This is a genomic window from Agrobacterium sp. CCNWLW155 (genome assembly GCF_036888815.1).
In the GTDB taxonomy this organism is placed as follows: Bacteria; Pseudomonadota; Alphaproteobacteria; order Rhizobiales; family Rhizobiaceae; genus Agrobacterium; species Agrobacterium radiobacter.
Genome location: NZ_JBAKFW010000001.1, coordinates 218,416 through 235,039, shown reverse-complemented (window position 1 = coordinate 235,039; position 16,624 = coordinate 218,416). Strand labels below are relative to the sequence as shown.

Here is a 16,624-nt window from a genome sequence, read left to right as displayed (position 1 = left end):
ACATCGCCTAGCCTTCAGTGCCCTATGCCGACATTGCGGCTTCGACGCCGTAAAGTTCCGCTGGCCCGACAATCGTTCCCATATGCCCCGAGGCCAGCACCAGCCGGTCGCGGCCCTGGCGCTTCGCCTCGTAAAGCGCCATGTCGGCCCGGTTGACCATCTCGTATATGATCTCCCTGCCGTCACCGGAAACCGCAATGCCGAGGCTGACGGTGACGATTTCCCGCCCGTCGGGGCGGTTGAGATGGGGTATGGCCTCGTCGATCACAGCCAATCTCAGTCTTTCACCGATGGCGAGTGCAGCGGAAACAACGCAATTGTCGAGCAGAACCACAAATTCCTCGCCACCATAACGCGCGACGAAACTTCTGTCGCCATCGTCCCTGCGCAGGGCGCTGCGCAGCCTGCCGGCGATCCTGCGCAGGCAATCATCGCCGGCCACATGACCTTCTGAGTCATTGTAGTTCTTGAAATAATCGACATCGAGAAGGATGAGCGCCCGCGGCCTGCCGTTGCCGCCCGAAGCCTCGTTCGCCGCCTCGTCAAAGCTGCGGCGATTGCGGATGCCGGTGAGCTGGTCGGTATTGGAAAGCTGCTGAAGCTCGTGATTTGCGTTTTGAATCCGCTGCAGCAACGTCTTCTCGCGCAGCGACGCCAGATAGTCCCGTCTTTCCACCTGCTCGATACGATAGGCCGCAAACAGTGAGACGGCGCTGATTCCGACGGAACACATGATCGCGGGGAGCTTGGCCACCTCGCTCGTCACGGTGACATATTCCATGCCGATGATGAAAACCGCCATGCAGCCGACCGTGCCCATGACCGCAAGCGGAAACGGTTTGCGATGTATCGTATTCATATAGAGGACGACGGTGACGATCCCCATGTAATATTCGCTGGCCGATGACGTCTGCGCATTGGCATAGATGAACATGATCGAGGCGACGACCATCATGCAGCCCAGCCCGTGAAGCACCTCATGCACCACCGCATCCGGCCGCACACTGATCGCATAATAGCGCGCGGGAAAATAAAGAAACAGAAGCGGCGTGATGATAAACAGGCGGACTGTAAGATCCAGCCAGATGATCTCCGGCACCAGACTTATGTCCACAAGCACGTAGAGATTGTAGAGGGTGACGCCGAAAATCAATCCATATGTATTGAATTGCCGGCTGTTTTCGTTGACTTTCTGAACGAAGCCAGACAAACGGTCATCTCTAAGTAAAACCAACACACACCTGCTATTCAGAAAATCTATTCAAGTGAAATATAAAATTACCGCTAACATCCATGGAATATACCTGAAAAAATCAACATTAAAACCGCTGACTGATAAAAAAAATAACACTAAAAACTCAAAAATAATGTTTTTTAATCTCAAATATTACACAACAAAAGAATGCCCATACCGAAAAATTGTTATGAAGTTACAACTTGAAAAAAGACGCGCCGGGCGGAAACGATCACCTTGCTCCTTCGAGCGTTTCTGCTAAAAACTTGTAAAAATCACACTTTATCCCATGCAGCACTCACACGGGTTCCACTTCATGTCAGCCACCAAGCTTGCCATCGTCGGCGTCGGCAAAATCGTTCGTGACCAGCATCTTCCCGCCATCGCAGGTAATCCGGATTTTGAATTGATCTGCACCGCGAGCCGTCATGGCACGGTGGACGGCGTCGCTTCCTATGGCACCATCGAGGCCATGCTGGAGGCTGTGCCTGCTATCGATGCGGTATCGCTGTGCATGCCGCCGCAATATCGTTACGAGGCCGCCTATGCGGCGCTGAATGCCGGCAAGCACGTCTTTCTCGAAAAGCCGCCCGGCGCCACTCTTTCGGAAGTGCAGGATCTCGTGCGGCTTGCGGATTCAAAGGGCCTGTCGCTGTTTGCAAGCTGGCATTCGCGTTATGCGCCGGCGGTCGAGGCTGCGAAGGCGTTTCTGGCCTCGACGAAGATCGACAGCGTTCACGTCATCTGGAAAGAGGACGTGCGCCACTGGCACCCCAACCAGGCCTGGATCTGGCAGGCGGGCGGTCTCGGTGTGTTCGACCCCGGCATCAATGCGCTTTCGATCATCACCCACATCCTGCCGCACGCGCTGTTCCTGACCAAGGCGACGCTTGAATTCCCGGAAAACCGTGACGCCCCGATCGCCGCCGACCTGCATTTTTCCGACGTGACGAAAACGCCCGTCCATGCCGAATTCGACTGGCGTCAGACCGGCAAGCAGAGCTGGGATATCGTTGCGGAGACGGCAGCGGGACGGATGGTGCTTTCGGAAGGCGGTGCGAAGCTTTCGATCAACGGCGAGGAAAAACTCGCCCAGCCGGAGCGGGAATATCCCGCCCTTTACGAGCGTTTCTCCGAGATCATCAAGGCAGGCCGCTCCGACGTTGATCTCGCGCCGCTGACCCACGTGGCCGACGCCTTCCTGCTCGGCCGCCACAAATTCGTGGATTCCTTCTACGACTGAGAAGCGGAAACGCTTCCCGAAGGACAATGCCTTAGAGGGCGCGGCTGACGAAACGGTCGCGCCCTGATTTTTTGGCCTGATACAGCGCTTCGTCGACGCTCTGCAGCAGCGTCGCGCGGTCTGCTCCCGCCTGCGGGGCCAGTGCGCCGCCTATGCTGAGGCGGGCGCCCACCTCGTTCCCATCGACATCAAAAGGTTTGCGGAAGGCGGCAAGCAACTGGTCCGCCAATCCGTTCAGCACCTCGGAGGCGCTCGGCCGGGGCATGAAAATCGCGAATTCGTCGCCGCCCATACGCACGACGATATCCTCGCTGCGGACCGTTTTGCGAATGCGCCCCGCAGCTTCGGTCAGAACTCGGTCTCCCGCCGGGTGGCCGAACGTATCGTTGATGGTCTTGAAACCATCAAGATCGAGATAGAGGACACCGAAGGCCTCGTTTGCACCGAGGGCCGCGCCGAGCTGGCTATCGACGATCGCCTCCAGAGCCTTGCGATTATAAAAACCGGTCAGCGGATCGGTCATCGCCGCGTCGCGCAGCTCGCGTTCGGCAAGACTCATGGTGAAATTGGCTTTCTGGAGCCGCAGAAGCGCGGCGGCCAACAATGCAAAACGTCTTAAGCTGTCGATTTCCGTACGAGAGAATTTCCGCGGTACCGTATCGACCAGGCAGAAGGCGCCAACGACGAGGCCCGGCTCCAGCTCGATCGGCGCACCGGCATAGGAACGCAACCCGGGACCGCCCTTTACATAGGACATGAAACGGAAATCCGGATGCTCGGTCAGATCGGAGATGGTCACCACATCCCTCTTGGTGATGACGCGGCTGCAGATCGACAGGTCACGCGAGCATTCTGAAAGCTCCATACCCGCCTGTTCCGCGATATGAAGCCAATCCTCGTCAACGATGTGGACGGCCGCCCGTGGCACGCCGAAAACGCCCTGCCCCAATTGCGACAGCACTTTCAGTTCCGGCATGTCGGCATTCTTGAAGGACATGATCGACCGCACCGCGACCAGACGCTCCATTTCCCCGTCCGGTCGTGAAATTGCCTGCCCCATGCTCATGTCCCTCTGCTGTTTCGTCCGCGGCACCCGCCTTTGACCGGATGAAAAGACCACACCATGAAAGCCGCGTCTGTTTCGCGGCTTTCCTTTCGGCGCATAATGCAAAAACCGGCAATTGACGCCACATGCGAAATTTTGCCGGTCTGTTTGCGTATGGAACCAATCGTGGGGTTACAAACCTGCTGTGCGATCAGGCCTTCTTCTGCCAGCGGCCTTCAGGGGACTGCTGCCAGTAAGTCAGAGAATGCCCCTCTGTTTTCAGCCTCTTCCAGTGATTTCGCGCCATTTCAAGCTGGTAGGCATCGTATCCGTCGAACATGAACACGATACGCTCATAGGCTTCCACCGCTGGCGGCTCTGCGCCATCAACGACAAAGCGGACACTCGCCGCGTTGGCATTTTCGTCCGACGCCGTCAGGAGAATCGGCTGACTTTGCGGTGCGGGCGAAGTATCGGTGGCGTGCGGCAGGAAGCTGTCGTCACGAAAGGTCCACAGATGCGTGTCGAGGAAATCACGACGCTCCTCGCCCGCCGTCTGGATCGCGACCTTCCAGCCGCGCTCCAGCGATTTCTCGAGCAAAGGCGGCAACGCGTCCTCCAGCTTCGATTCCGTCAGATGGTAGAACAGAATTTCAGTCATCCGCAGACGTGCCGCCCCACTCGTTTCAATCTTCGTAATGGGCGCGAACGAGTTCGTTCAGCAGCCTGACGCCGTAGCCCGAGCCCCAGGACTGATTGATCTCGGTCAGTGGCGAACCCATTGCGGTGCCGGCGATATCGAGATGCGCCCAGGATGTTTCACCCACAAAACGCTTGAGGAACTGCGCGGCGGTGACGGAACCCGCCAGACGGCCCGAGCTGTTCTTCATGTCGGCGAATTTGGAATCGATGATCTTGTCGTAATCCTTGCTAAGCGGCATGCGCCACAGTTTTTCGGCTGTCACGTCGCCCGCCTGCGCAAGACGCGCTGAAAGCTCGTCATCATTGGAGAAAAGGCCGGCCTGCAGATTGCCGAGCGCAACCGTGATGGCGCCCGTCAGCGTCGCGAGGTTCACCATGAATTTCGGGTTGAAGCGGTCCTTGGTGTACCAGAGCGCATCGGCCAGAACCAGCCGGCCTTCGGCATCGGTATTGATGATCTCGATGGTCTGGCCAGACATGGAGGTGACGATATCGCCCGGACGCTGGGCATTGCCGTCAGGCATGTTCTCGACAAGGCCGATGACGCCGATCACGTTTGCCTTGGCCTTGCGGGCTGCGAGCACATGCATCAGGCCGGTGACGGCAGCAGCGCCGCCCATGTCACCCTTCATATCCTCCATATTGAGGCCGGGCTTCAGCGAAATGCCGCCAGTATCGAAAACGACACCCTTGCCGACAAAGGCAATCGGCTCGTCTTTCTTGTTGCCGCCGTTCCACTGCATCACCGCAAGCCGTGGCGGACGCGCTGAACCCTGCGCGACGCCGAGAAGCGCATTCATGCCAAGCTTCTTCAGCTCTTTCTCGCCGAGAACTTCCACCTCGACGCCGAGTTTGCGCAGTTCCTCCGCCTTTTCAGCGAATTCAACCGGGCCGAGAGCGTTCGGCGGCAGATTGACGAGATCGCGCGCCAGAGTAACGCCGCCCGCAACCGCCTCCGACACGGCAAAGGCCTTTTCCGCTTCCTGATACGCAGCCGTGACGATGACGATACCGACCTTTTTCGGCGTCTTTTCATCATCGGACTTTTTCTTGGTCTTGTAGGCATCGAAGCTGTAAGCGCGCAGCAGAACGCCGAGCGCGAAATCCGCAGCAGCCTGCCCGCCTGCCTCTACGCCCGGCGCATCGAGATAGATGACGACCTTGTCGGCCTTCTTGAAGTTGGCGGCGGCGGTGCCGCCGGCGCGCAGCCAGTCATGGGCGATCAGCTTCGACGGCTTGCCTAGCCCGATGACGAGCAGCCGGTCGGCGGCGGAACCCTGTGGCGCGATCACGTCGAGCGTCGTCATGGACTTTGCGGAAAAGCCCGAGATCTTCGCCGCCCTCTCGATCACGCCGCCCGGGTCGGCCTCGGAAGCACCGGCGACGGCCTGCGCCTCACCCGAGGCTTGCAGCACAACGGCCAGGGCATTTTCCAGCGAGGCGGAATTGGCGAAAGATATATCGAATTTAGCGGACATGTTTTCCTGCTCTTCTTGGACGACTTGCACGATGCGCATGATCATGGCCTTTTCGGCCGGGGGCGCAACCCCGCATTCTTTAAAGGCCTACAGTCGTTAAAGGAAAGGCATTTTTGTGGAATGCGAAATCACGTCATGAAACCGACAGCTTGTTCCACAAAAAGACACAGGCGACGGAAAAATCGTCGCGCAAAACATATTTGTGAGCATGCCGGAATAGCCAATTGCAAACGATGCGATTAGATAAGCGGAAATCCGGCGAGCGATCGCACGGAAAAACAATATCGAACAGGGCCGTATGAAGCTTCTCGAGAACTATATCCTGCGGCGGACAACGCAGATGTTTCTGGTCGCGCTGCTGCCGGTGCTGGCCATCATCTGGACCATCCAGGTTCTCCAGAGAATCAATCTCGTGACCGATACGGGCCAGTCGATGGGCTCCTTCATGGCGCTCGCGACGATGATCCTGCCGACGCTCATTCCCGTCGTGCTGCCTTTCGCGCTTGTCATCGGCATCACCCAGATCTTCACGACGATGAACAATGATTCCGAGCTTGCCATTATCGATGCGGCTGGATCGCCGCGTTCGGTGATGTATCGCCCGGTTCTCATTCTGGCCGCCGTTCTGAGCGCCCTTTCCTTCACCATCACCAATTTCATCGAGCCGCCGGCCCGCAGCTCCGCCCGGCAGATGGTGGCCGCCGCCTATGCCGACCTTCTGTCTTCGGTGATCGAGGAAAAGACCTTCCGCACCATTCAGGATGGTCTCTATGTGCAGATTGCGCAGCGGCAGGGCCGTATTCTCAAGGGCCTGTTCGTCGCCGACCGCCGCGATCCGAATTTCGACCTCATCTATTATGCCAAGGAAGGCATGATCGACGAAAGCGGCACCTCGCTGACCATGCGCGACGGCGAAGTGCAGCAGAAGACGCCCGACGGCAAGGTCTCGATCGTCAAGTTCCTGTCCTACGCCTTCGACCTTTCGACCATGTCGGAAAAACAGGATTCGGAGCCGTCGCTCTCTCCCGGCGATGCCAGCCTCGGTTTCCTTCTCTCGCCCGACGAGAACAATGCGAGCTACAAGCGCTCGCCGGAGAATTTCCGCAGCGAGTTGCACAAGCGCCTGTCGGACTGGATGTTCGCCTTTTCCTTCGCGCTGATTTCACTGGTCATCGCCGCTGACGCCCGTTCGCATCGCGAGGCGCGCATGCATCCGATGGTCGCTGCGCTGGTGACGGCCTTCATACTGCGGTGGCTTGGTTTTTATGTTACCAATCAGATCAAGCAGAGCGCGGCCTTCATTCCGCTGGTCTATGCCGTTCCGGGCCTCAGCGGCGCCGCTGCCGCCTTCATTCTGCTGACCGGCCGCAAGCCGAAAATGCCGAAGGTCATCGCCGATGCGATGGGTCGTCTGCGCCGTCTCTTCTCCAGCCGGATGGCGAAAAGCTCTGGGAGCGGCAACGCATGATTTTCAACACGCTCTCCCGGTATTTCCTGAAACGCTATCTGATCACCGCCATCTGGTTCGTGCTCGGCGTGTCCTCGATCATTTACCTTGCCGATTTCAGCGAGACTGCACGGCGCATGTCCGGCCTGCCCGGCTATTCCGTTCCGGCCGCGCTTGGCCTCACGGCGCTTCGCCTGCCGCTGATCCTGCAGCAGACCGTTCCCTTCATCGCCCTCTTCGTCGGCATGACGACGCTGATCTCGCTCAACCGGCGCTACGAGCTGGTGGTGACGCGCGCTGCCGGCATTTCCGCCTGGCAATTCATCCTTCCCTTCGTGCTCGGCGCGGTTTTCATCGGCATCCTGTCCGTCATCATTCTGAACCCCATCGCGGCATGGGGCCAGAACAAGTCGCTGGCGATGGAAGCCGGTCTGCGCAATGAAGCAGGCGGCGGCCGCCAGCAGGAGATCATTCCGTGGATGCGCCAGACAAGTGGCGGCCAGGATACGATCATCGGCGCCAAGAGCTTCGAGGACAACGGAACGATGCTTCTCGATGTGGTTCTGATCCACCTCGACAAGGACGGAAACATCGTCTCGCGGCAGGATGCGAAGTCGGCTAAATTGGAAGATGGTTACTGGCTTCTTAACGGCGTTTCAGAAACGCGCGCGGGACATGTGCCAGTTCGGCAAGAGAGCATGCGGATCAGTACCAATCTGAGACGGGAATTTGTCCAGGAGCGCATGACGCAGACGGAAACCGTTGCTTTCTTTGACCTTTCTCACAAGATCGAAGTTGCAAAGTCCTTTGGACTATCTTCAAAGGCGCTTGAGACGCAGTATCATTTCCTGCTATCGACGCCCCTGCTTCTGGTTGCGATGACCTTGATCGCCGCGACCGTTTCATTAAAGTTCAGCCGCTTCGCCCAGTCGCGCTCCGTGATTCTGGGTGGAATCGTTTCCGGCTTCGTGCTTTATGTAGTAACCGTGCTCGTAAGGGCATTCGGGAGTGGTGGTGTTGTCCCTCCCACCGTCGCGGTCTGGGTTCCAGTCATCGTGGCGTTGGCTTTGGGGGCAACCATTCTGCTTCATCAGGAGGACGGCTAAGTGGCGGTATATGACCGCGGGAATATCAGGCGGCTTTGGACGGCCCTTCTGACAGGTGCCGCTGTGTGCGCGTATTTGGCATCCAGCCCGGTCGCTTTCGGCCAGGATGGTTTGCTTGCGTCGGCAAGCCAAGACGATTCGAAACTCCTGCTTACAGCAAATGAACTGACCTATAATCGCGATTCCCAGCGCGTCATCGCGAAGGGCGTCGTTCGCATGAAATATTCGGGCTACCGCATGGTGGCCCAGCAAGTGGAATATAACCAGCAGACCGGCCGCGTGATCGCCCATGGCAACATCGAGCTGATCGAGCCGGGCGGCAACAAGATCTATGCCGACGAGATGGACGTCACTGACGATTTCGGTCAGGGCTTCGTTAATGCCCTGCGCGTCGAGACCACGGACAATACCCGTATCGCGGGTGAAAGCGCCGAGCGTCTCGAAGGCGACCTGATGGTCCTCAACAACGGCGTCTACACCGCGTGTCTGCCCTGCGCCGAGCGGCCCGAAAAGGCGCCTCTGTGGCAGGTCAAGGCGGAACGCGTCGTTCAGGACGGTAAGACCCATACGATCCGGCTGGAAAAGGCCCGTCTGCAGCTTTTCGGCCATTCGATCGCCTATCTGCCTTTCCTCACGGTTCCGGACAATACGGTAAAGCGCAAATCGGGCTTCCTGTTCCCGCAGATGAGCATTACCGACAATCTCGGTTTCGGCATCGGCGTCCCCTATTTCCACGTTCTGTCCGACACCTCGGACGTGACCGTCACGCCGACCTATTACACGACGCAGGGTCTGCTGCTGCAGGCGGAACTGCGCCAGCGCTTCGAAACCGGCATGCATACGGTCACGATCGCCGGCATCAGCCAGCAGAAGTCCGATACCTTCACGGCCGGGACCAGCGATGCTCTCAATGACAATCGTGGCATGATCGCGAGCAAGGGTGATTTCTCGATCAATCCGCGCTGGGCGTTCGGCTGGGACGCCATGGTGCAGACCGACAATAACTTTTCGCGCACCTATGGGCTGAAGGGTTATAAAAACGACGTCCAGACCAACCAGATCTACCTGAACGGCGCGAGCGAGCGTAACAGCTTCGAAGCCCGTGGTTATTATTTCAACGTTCAGGATACGGACAATACCGAATCCAAGGAACGCAAGCAGGCCATCGTCCATCCGGTTGTCGACTATCGTTATTTCGTGCCGGATCCTATCTATGGCGGCGAGCTTTCGCTGACCACCAACCTGACGAGCATCACGCGCCTGAAGCAGGATGCCTACGCGCTTGGCGGCTATCCGCGCTTCAGCGGGCTTGAAGGCGACTATACGCGCCTTTCCACCGAAGCCGAGTGGAAACGCACCTTCACGATGGACAGCGGCCTGCAGATCACGCCGATCCTCGCTGCACGCGGTGACGCGCTCTGGACGGATATGTCTCCCGCGGCCTTCACCTCGGGCGGCACCTCCTATGCCTATGAGGGCATGATGAATGACGGTGCGGCTTTCCGCGGCATGGTCACCGGCGGCCTGGAAGTGCGTTATCCCTGGCTGTTCACGGCACTCAACAGCAGCCACGTGATTGAACCCATTGCGCAGATTTTCGTGCGCCCGAACGAACAATATGCCGGCCGCCTTCCAAACGAGGACGCACAGGCATTCGTATTCGACGCGACCAATCTGTTCGAACGCGACAAATTCTCCGGCTTCGACCGCATCGAAGGCGGCACGCGCGCCAATATCGGCTTCCGCTATAACGGTACCTTCGACAACGGCTACGGCGTTCGTGCCATCGCCGGCCAGTCTTTCCATCTGGCGGGCGACAATTCCTTCGCCTCCTACGATCTCGTCAATGCAGGCGCCAATTCCGGCCTCGAATCCGACCGTTCGGATTACGTCGCCATGGCCGCATTCGATGCGCCGATCGGTCTTTCTCTGTCTTCCAGCCTGCGTCTCGACAAGGACGATCTTGACATCAACCGGTCGGAAACCGGCATCAGCTATTCGGACCGCCGCCTCACCGGCAAGCTCAGCTATACGCAGGTCAAGGCGCAGACGAAATATGGCTATAACGAAGACCGCGATATCATTCAGGCCTCCGGTACGCTGCGTATGGACGACAATTGGTCGCTGTTTGGCTCGATCAACTACGATCTGAACGGAAAATTTGCCGCCGAGCGCCGCATCGGCATTGCCTATCAGGATGAATGCACGATCTTGACGGTAAGCTATTCCGACGAAGGCAATATCAATTCCAGCCGCCAGGCCGCCAACGACTGGTCGATTAATGCCCGTCTGGCCTTCCGGACGCTTGGCGATATCAGCATCGGTTCAGCAAACGATGACTGGAACGATATGGATATCGGCTGGAAGCCAAACAACTACTGAGTTTAGAGGCAGGTTACGCAGCATCGTGGCCTGCCTTTTTACCATTTGGCCAGTAAAGCCACGGTTTCGCCGCAACAACACGCCAATGTCGGCCGCGCATGGAACCTATCGGGTTTTCTTTCAACAAACCGACACATTGCCGTCTTGCGGATCGCGATGATATATACGTGGCAAATTCGCGGTGCGGATGCACAGGTGCAGGTCTGAAAAGCGGGAGAGTTCAATAATCCCCTCATCAGGCAGAACAGATTGGCGGGACAGGGCAACAGGACCCTGCCCGACGAAAGGGAGAAGGATATGATGAATTTCGGAAAGACGGCTTTGCGTGGCGCTGCTTTCGCCTTTGCGATATTCGCCGTTCCCATGGCCATTGTGCCCTATGCCGGCCAGGCCTTCGCCGACAGCACCGTCAAGATTGTCGTCAACAAGACACCCATCACCAATGACGATATCGCCAAGCGCGTCGCCTTCCTGAAGCTGCAGCGCCAGTCCGGTAACCTCAATGAAAAAGCGCGTGAGCAGCTTGTCGATGAGGCGCTGAAGCGCGAAGAAATCGGCCGCGTGAAAATGTCGGTCAGCACCGACGATGTCGATGCGGCCTTCGCACGCTTTGCCGGCAACAACAAGATGACCCCGCAGCAACTGACGAAGGTGCTGTCGCAGGCGGGTGTCGGCGCCGACCATTTCAAGTCCTTCATCGCCATTCAGATGAGCTGGCCGCGTCTTGTCAACGCCCGTTATGGCGCCCGCGGCAAGATGTCGACGCAGGATCTCGTGACCCGCCTGAAGGAACGCGGCGACAAGCCCGTCACCACGGAATATTTCCTGCAGCAGGTCATTTTCGTCATCCCGGAATCGAAGCGTAATGCCATTACCGGCAAGCGCAAGGCCGAGGCTGAAGCCTCGCGCAAGCGTTACCCCGGCTGCGACCAGGCCATGAGCTTCGCCGCGACCATGCGCGACGTGGCGATCAAGGACCTCGGCCGCATTCTGGCCCCCGAACTTCCGGAAGACTGGAAAGCTTTGGTGGAAAAGACCAAGGAAGGCGGCACCACCGGAACGCGCGTGACCGAAAAGGGCGTCGAATATCTGGCCATCTGCAAGCAGCGTCAGGTTTCCGACGACTATGCGGCGGAAATGGTGTTCAAGTCCGAAGACCTGATGAAGGCCAAGGACGGCGAAAACCCGAACGAAAAGAAATATATGGATGAGCTGCGCAAGAAGGCGCAGATCGTCAACACCTGATATTGATACAAGAGCCGGGTCTTTCCGTGACATATGCATCCCTGCCGCTTGCCCTGACACAGGGAGATCCAGCCGGTATCGGCCCCGACATCGCCATCACCGCCTGGGCAAAGCGCCGGGAGAGCGGCGTGCCGCCCTTCATCTTCATCGGCGACCCCGATGTGGTGGCGAGCCGTGCAGCGCTGATCGGCATTCCGGTCAATATCGAGACCTGCGATGCGGAGAATGCCGTCAGCCTGTTCGAACGCGCTTTCCCCATCCTCCCGCTTCCTGTCGGCTTCGAAGTGCAGGCGGGCCAGCCGCATGTTGGCGCGGCCCATGCCACGATCAAGGCCATCGAGACCGCCGTTTCCCTGACGGTCGAGGGCAAAGCTGCGGCCGTTGTCACCAATCCGATCGCGAAATCGGTGCTATACGAGGCGGGCTTCGGCTTCCCCGGTCATACGGAGTTTCTGGCCGATCTCGCCTTGCGGCAGACCGGCGAACAGGTGACGCCTGTCATGATGATTGCCGGACCCAAGGTCCGTGTCGTCCCGGTGACGATCCACATCCCCGTGAAAGACGTGCCGGCAGCCCTGACGGAAGAACTGATCGTCACGACCTGCCGGATCATCGATGCCGATCTCCGGCAAAAATTCGGCATCGAGGCGCCGCGTCTGGCGGTTGCCGGCCTCAACCCACATGCGGGTGAAGATGGCGCACTCGGCACCGAGGATCGCGATATCGTTCACCCGGCGACCATGCGGTTGCGGAAGGACGGGATCGATGCCTTCGGCCCCCTGCCCGCCGACACCATGTTCCACGATGCTGCCCGCAAGCGGTATGACGTGGCGGTGTGCATGTATCATGATCAGGCGCTGATCCCCGCCAAGGCGCTCGGCTTTGACGATTCCGTCAATGTCACGCTTGGGCTACCCTTCATCCGCACCTCGCCGGACCATGGCACTGCCTTCGGCATTGCAGGCCAGGGCATTGCCAATGAAGCGAGCCTTGTCGCGGCACTGAAGATGGCGGCGGAAATTTCCACCCGCAGCCGGGTTGGCGCATAATGGCGGCCATCGACGGACTGCCACCACTGCGCGATGTCATCCAGCGCCACGGGCTCGACGCGAAAAAATCGCTCGGTCAGAACTTCCTGTTCGACCTCAACCTCACCCAGAAGATTGCCAGAACGGCAGGGCCGCTCGACGGCGTGACGGTGATCGAGGTCGGTCCCGGTCCCGGCGGCCTCACCCGCGCCATTCTCTCGCTCGGGGCGAGAAAGGTCATCGCCGTCGAACGCGACAGCCGCTGCCTGCCGGCGCTGGCGGAAATCGAGGCGCATTATCCCGGACGGCTCGAGGTCATCGAGGGCGACGCCCTCCAGACCGATTTCGAGGCTCTGGTTCCCGCCGGTGAACCGGTGCGCATCATCGCCAACCTGCCCTACAATGTCGGCACGCAATTGCTGGTCAACTGGCTTTTGCCGAAACAATGGCCACCCTTCTGGCTTTCCATGACACTGATGTTCCAGAAGGAAGTCGGCCAGCGCATCGTGGCTGAAGAAGGCGACAATCATTATGGGCGTCTGGGCGTTCTCGCCGGCTGGCGCACGGTCGCGGAAATGGCCTTCGACGTCCCGCCACAGGCCTTCAGCCCGCCGCCAAAAGTGACCTCCACCGTCGTGCACCTGCTGCCGAAAGACAAGCCATTGCCCTGCGATGTTGCCAAGCTTGAAAAGGTCACGGAAGCCGCCTTCGGCCAGCGCCGCAAGATGCTGCGTCAGAGCGTGAAAAGCCTTGGCGGGGAAACCCTGCTGGAAAAAGCGGGCATCGATCCCACACGACGAGCGGAAACGCTGTCGGTGGATGAATTCGTGACGTTGGCGAACTGCCTCTAAGGCTGGACCAGACACGAAAGCTTGACGACACGGGTTCCCTTCAGGTCCGCGACAGAACTTGATCTGTGGCGCAACCTATAAATTTCCGATGATGAATTTTCGACGATCACGCGCCACGGGAAACCGGTGGCACGGCCACCTCTGTTAACGTGGCTGGTTCGCAAGAAACCTTATGAAAAGCGCTGCCTATTTGGGAAATTTTCCGCTTTTCACCTTGAGTGACATGATCCAGACCACAATCACCAAGCCCGATCACAACCAGTGCTTGACTCCAAACACACAACTGTAAATTATATATCCATTCCTATTGTACATTTTCCACTTCACAGTTTCAAATATCAGGGGGATCGCGTGAAGATAAGTTATGTTTTGGCCATCTCGCTATTCACGCTTTCCTCATGTGTTAGCGTGACACCTACTTTTGATGAAGCGCTGATGAAGCACATTGAGGCGCTAAACAACGATATCGATAAGATTGATGCCGCAGTATCTGCTGTTTACGAAGATAAAACACCGTTCTCCAAGGTCGAAGGCATATACGTCGACGCAGTATCAAATGTACGTTCGGCAATTTATATTGCCGAAGGCCGCGCAACTTACCTTCGCAACCGCGTTTCCGGTAGACCCGCCCAGATTATTCACAAAGCACTGCTGATCTGCCAGGAAGCGCTGATGATACAGTTGGCTGCTCATCGAAAAGCACCCTTTAACGTTGAGACCGCGTCCACATTCGCCACGAAGGAAGCCTGTAGCGTTCCGAAGTTGTTTGAAGCCCGGTTGAAGTGAGGTTCACATGGCAAAGGCACTAGATCTGGATAAATTTGAACCGAAAGATGCGTCGGAACTCTATAAGGGCATTCTGCAGCAGGTTTCAGCGGTTCTCATTTCGCACTTCAATGAAGTCAAAAATGAAATTGCCGTTCATATTAAGTCGATTGCGCAAAAGGCATGGCTAACGCAGGCAGGCCTCAAGAGCGGTACGATTTCCAGAGAGCACGCGGATATGGCCATGCACACACAGGAACTGGCCCTCAGCAGCGTGCTGCTCTATTCTGAGTTCCTCGTTTACGACACCGTCCAGACAGTTCTGAACGCGGTTTTTGGTGTGATCGGTGCTGCAATCAGAAACCTGACGGGCTTCGATCTTGCTTTTGGGCGCAGCTAACTGGAACAGGCCTAACAAATTATCCCATACTGCCCGGGCGATGGGTTCTTCCCATCCCGGCGGATGAGTTAGCTTACCGGAAGCGCTTAAAGCTTCGGTTCTTCCTCAAGCAGCGCCCGCACGAAATCGAACATGCCGTGGCGGCGGTCACGGCGGACGCGTTCGGCCTTCACGATTGCTTCGACGGCCTCGAAGGCGGCCTGCAGGTCGTCGTTGAGGATGACATAGTCATAATCGCGCCAGTGCTCGATTTCGGCACGGGAATTGAGGAGCCGGGTCTTGATGACCTCTTCGGTGTCTTCGGCGCGGCGATGCAGGCGCGATTGAAGTTCGGTCATGGTCGGCGGCAGGATGAAGATCGAAACGACGTCCGCCTTCATCTTGTCCTGCAGCTGCTCGGCGCCCTGCCAGTCGATGTCGAACAGCATATCGCGACCGGCGGCCATGGCATCTTCCACCGGCCCGCGCGGCGTGCCGTAGAAATTGCCGTGAACTTCCGCCCATTCCAGCAGCGCATCGCTATCACGCAGACGCTCGAAATCGCGCTTGGAAATGAAATGGTAGTGGATACCGTCAATCTCGCTCTGGCGGCGCGGGCGCGTCGTAACGCTGACGGACAGGCCGATATTCTTGTCCTTGTCGAGCAGGTTGCGGGCAATCGTGGATTTGCCCGCGCCTGATGGCGAAGAAATCACCAGCATCAGCCCTCGGCGGGCAATCGTGACGGGAGAATTATTCACCGGGACCATGGGGTCTACTCCAGATTTTGGACCTGTTCGCGAAACTGGTCGATCACCACTTTCAGCTCTACGCCTGCTGCGGTTACCGCACTCGCATTCGATTTGGAACAGATTGTATTCGACTCGCGGTTAAATTCCTGTGCAAGAAAATCGAGCTTGCGCCCTACCGGCCCGCCATTGGTCAGCAGTTCCCGGGAAGCCTGAACATGGGCGTGCAACCGGTCGATCTCTTCGCGCAAATCCGCCTTGGTGGCAATCAGCGCCGCCTCGGCATGCAGGCGGTCGCGGTCGAGCCCGTGCAGGCCATCGCCGATGAGCGAGATCTGCTGGGCAAGTCTTGCCGCGATCTGTTCCGGCTGACGGGACGGATCATTCTCGATGATGTCCACAAGCTGCTCTATGCGGTTGATATGGCCGGACAGGATGGCGAACAGCGACGCCCCTTCCCGCTCGCGCATGTCCTTCAGCTTCTCGACGGCAACCGCAAAACCGGCCAGCACATCGCTATTACGTGTGGCCTGCGCTTCAGCATCGTCTTCCGCCTCGCGAAAATCGACGAGACCCCGCAGTGTAAGCAACGTATCGAAGCTCAGCGGCTTGTCTTCAACGACATCACCAAGCTCCTTCTTAAGTGCCAGAACCGCAGCGAGCGCATCGCGGTTGATCACGGCCTCAAGCCGGTTTTCCGCAATGGCGAGCGTAAGCCCAGCCTGAATATTGCCGCGGGAAAGATGCTCGCCCGCGATTTCCCGCAAGGCGGTTTCCAGCGCTTCAAGACCGGTCGGCAGACGCAGGCGTACATCGAGCCCCTTGCCGTTCACGGACCGCAATTCCCACGCCCAGCGGTAACGGCCGGAGGTTCCTTCGCTGCGCGCAAAGCCGGTCATCGATTGCAATGTCATATCTGGAAGCCCCCCGTCATGCCGTACAAAACCGGGCCCTGTGGATCACAGGGCCC

General features: G+C 58.2%; 15 protein-coding genes. 9 read left to right on the top strand and 6 right to left on the bottom strand.

Annotated elements, in window-relative coordinates; translation table 11 throughout:
• Nucleotides 1-22: 22 nt before the first annotated feature.
• The gene (locus tag V6S97_RS01210) at nt 23-1,210 is read right to left on the bottom strand and encodes a GGDEF domain-containing protein (RefSeq protein ID WP_003502105.1); all 1,188 of its coding nucleotides are present in this window, start codon (nt 1,208-1,210) and stop codon (nt 23-25) included.
• A gap of 340 nt (nt 1,211-1,550) precedes the next feature.
• On the opposite strand from V6S97_RS01210, the gene V6S97_RS01205 reads away from it, so the two are divergent.
• Nucleotides 1,551-2,477 carry a Gfo/Idh/MocA family protein gene (locus V6S97_RS01205; RefSeq protein WP_334425933.1) on the top strand — a complete coding sequence of 309 codons (927 nt, stop codon included), beginning with the start codon at nt 1,551-1,553 and terminating at the stop codon, nt 2,475-2,477.
• Between the two features lie 31 nt (nt 2,478-2,508).
• Here V6S97_RS01205 and V6S97_RS01200 read toward each other — a convergent pair whose 3' ends face one another.
• The 3 genes from V6S97_RS01200 to V6S97_RS01190 all read right to left on the bottom strand — a co-directional run bounded on the left by V6S97_RS01200 (nt 2,509) and on the right by V6S97_RS01190 (nt 5,702).
• Entirely contained in the window at nt 2,509-3,537 is a 1,029-nt protein-coding gene (locus V6S97_RS01200) for a sensor domain-containing diguanylate cyclase (RefSeq protein WP_087744308.1), read from the bottom strand.
• Nucleotides 3,538-3,733: 196 nt separating this feature from the next.
• The gene (locus V6S97_RS01195) at nt 3,734-4,183 is read right to left on the bottom strand and encodes a DNA polymerase III subunit chi (protein ID WP_003502102.1); all 450 of its coding nucleotides are present in this window, start codon (nt 4,181-4,183) and stop codon (nt 3,734-3,736) included.
• A gap of 25 nt (nt 4,184-4,208) precedes the next feature.
• Nucleotides 4,209-5,702: a leucyl aminopeptidase gene (locus tag V6S97_RS01190; RefSeq protein ID WP_060724193.1), complete on the bottom strand. Its 1,494-nt coding sequence runs from the start codon at nt 5,700-5,702 to the stop codon at nt 4,209-4,211.
• 298 nt (nt 5,703-6,000) lie between these two features.
• Here V6S97_RS01190 and V6S97_RS01185 point away from each other — a divergent pair, with 298 nt between their 5' ends.
• The 8 genes from V6S97_RS01185 to V6S97_RS01150 all read left to right on the top strand — a co-directional run bounded on the left by V6S97_RS01185 (nt 6,001) and on the right by V6S97_RS01150 (nt 14,926).
• Complete coding sequence (locus V6S97_RS01185) at nt 6,001-7,170, top strand: LptF/LptG family permease (RefSeq protein WP_003502098.1); 1,170 nt, start codon at nt 6,001-6,003, stop codon at nt 7,168-7,170.
• Nucleotides 7,167-8,255, top strand: a complete 1,089-nt coding sequence (lptG, locus tag V6S97_RS01180; protein ID WP_112292807.1) for an LPS export ABC transporter permease LptG — start codon at nt 7,167-7,169, stop codon at nt 8,253-8,255. The genes V6S97_RS01185 and lptG overlap by 4 nt, the downstream gene beginning before the upstream one ends.
• Nucleotides 8,256-10,637 carry an LPS-assembly protein LptD gene (locus tag V6S97_RS01175; protein ID WP_334425928.1) on the top strand — a complete coding sequence of 794 codons (2,382 nt, stop codon included), beginning with the start codon at nt 8,256-8,258 and terminating at the stop codon, nt 10,635-10,637. It abuts the gene before it with no gap.
• Between the two features lie 297 nt (nt 10,638-10,934).
• Nucleotides 10,935-11,882, top strand: coding sequence for a SurA N-terminal domain-containing protein (locus V6S97_RS01170; RefSeq protein ID WP_003502094.1), 948 nt, complete (start codon nt 10,935-10,937; stop codon nt 11,880-11,882).
• 26 nt (nt 11,883-11,908) lie between these two features.
• Entirely contained in the window at nt 11,909-12,931 is a 1,023-nt protein-coding gene (pdxA, locus tag V6S97_RS01165) for a 4-hydroxythreonine-4-phosphate dehydrogenase PdxA (RefSeq protein ID WP_035212485.1), read from the top strand.
• On the top strand, nt 12,931-13,761 hold the full coding sequence (rsmA, locus tag V6S97_RS01160) for a 16S rRNA (adenine(1518)-N(6)/adenine(1519)-N(6))-dimethyltransferase RsmA (RefSeq protein ID WP_111793937.1): 831 nt from the start codon (nt 12,931-12,933) through the stop codon (nt 13,759-13,761). Before pdxA ends, rsmA begins: the two co-directional genes overlap by 1 nt.
• 351 nt (nt 13,762-14,112) lie before the next feature.
• Complete coding sequence (locus V6S97_RS01155) at nt 14,113-14,547, top strand: hypothetical protein (protein WP_334425926.1); 435 nt, start codon at nt 14,113-14,115, stop codon at nt 14,545-14,547.
• 7 nt (nt 14,548-14,554) lie between these two features.
• Nucleotides 14,555-14,926: a hypothetical protein gene (locus V6S97_RS01150; RefSeq protein WP_003502090.1), complete on the top strand. Its 372-nt coding sequence runs from the start codon at nt 14,555-14,557 to the stop codon at nt 14,924-14,926.
• 86 nt (nt 14,927-15,012) lie between these two features.
• Here the strand turns inward: V6S97_RS01150 and gmk are convergent, their stop codons facing one another.
• Both gmk and V6S97_RS01140 read right to left on the bottom strand, forming a co-directional pair.
• Nucleotides 15,013-15,675 carry a guanylate kinase gene (gene gmk, locus V6S97_RS01145; protein ID WP_003502089.1) on the bottom strand — a complete coding sequence of 221 codons (663 nt, stop codon included), beginning with the start codon at nt 15,673-15,675 and terminating at the stop codon, nt 15,013-15,015.
• A gap of 5 nt (nt 15,676-15,680) precedes the next feature.
• Nucleotides 15,681-16,568: a YicC/YloC family endoribonuclease gene (locus V6S97_RS01140; RefSeq protein ID WP_334425925.1), complete on the bottom strand. Its 888-nt coding sequence runs from the start codon at nt 16,566-16,568 to the stop codon at nt 15,681-15,683.
• Nucleotides 16,569-16,624: the final 56 nt, after the last annotated feature.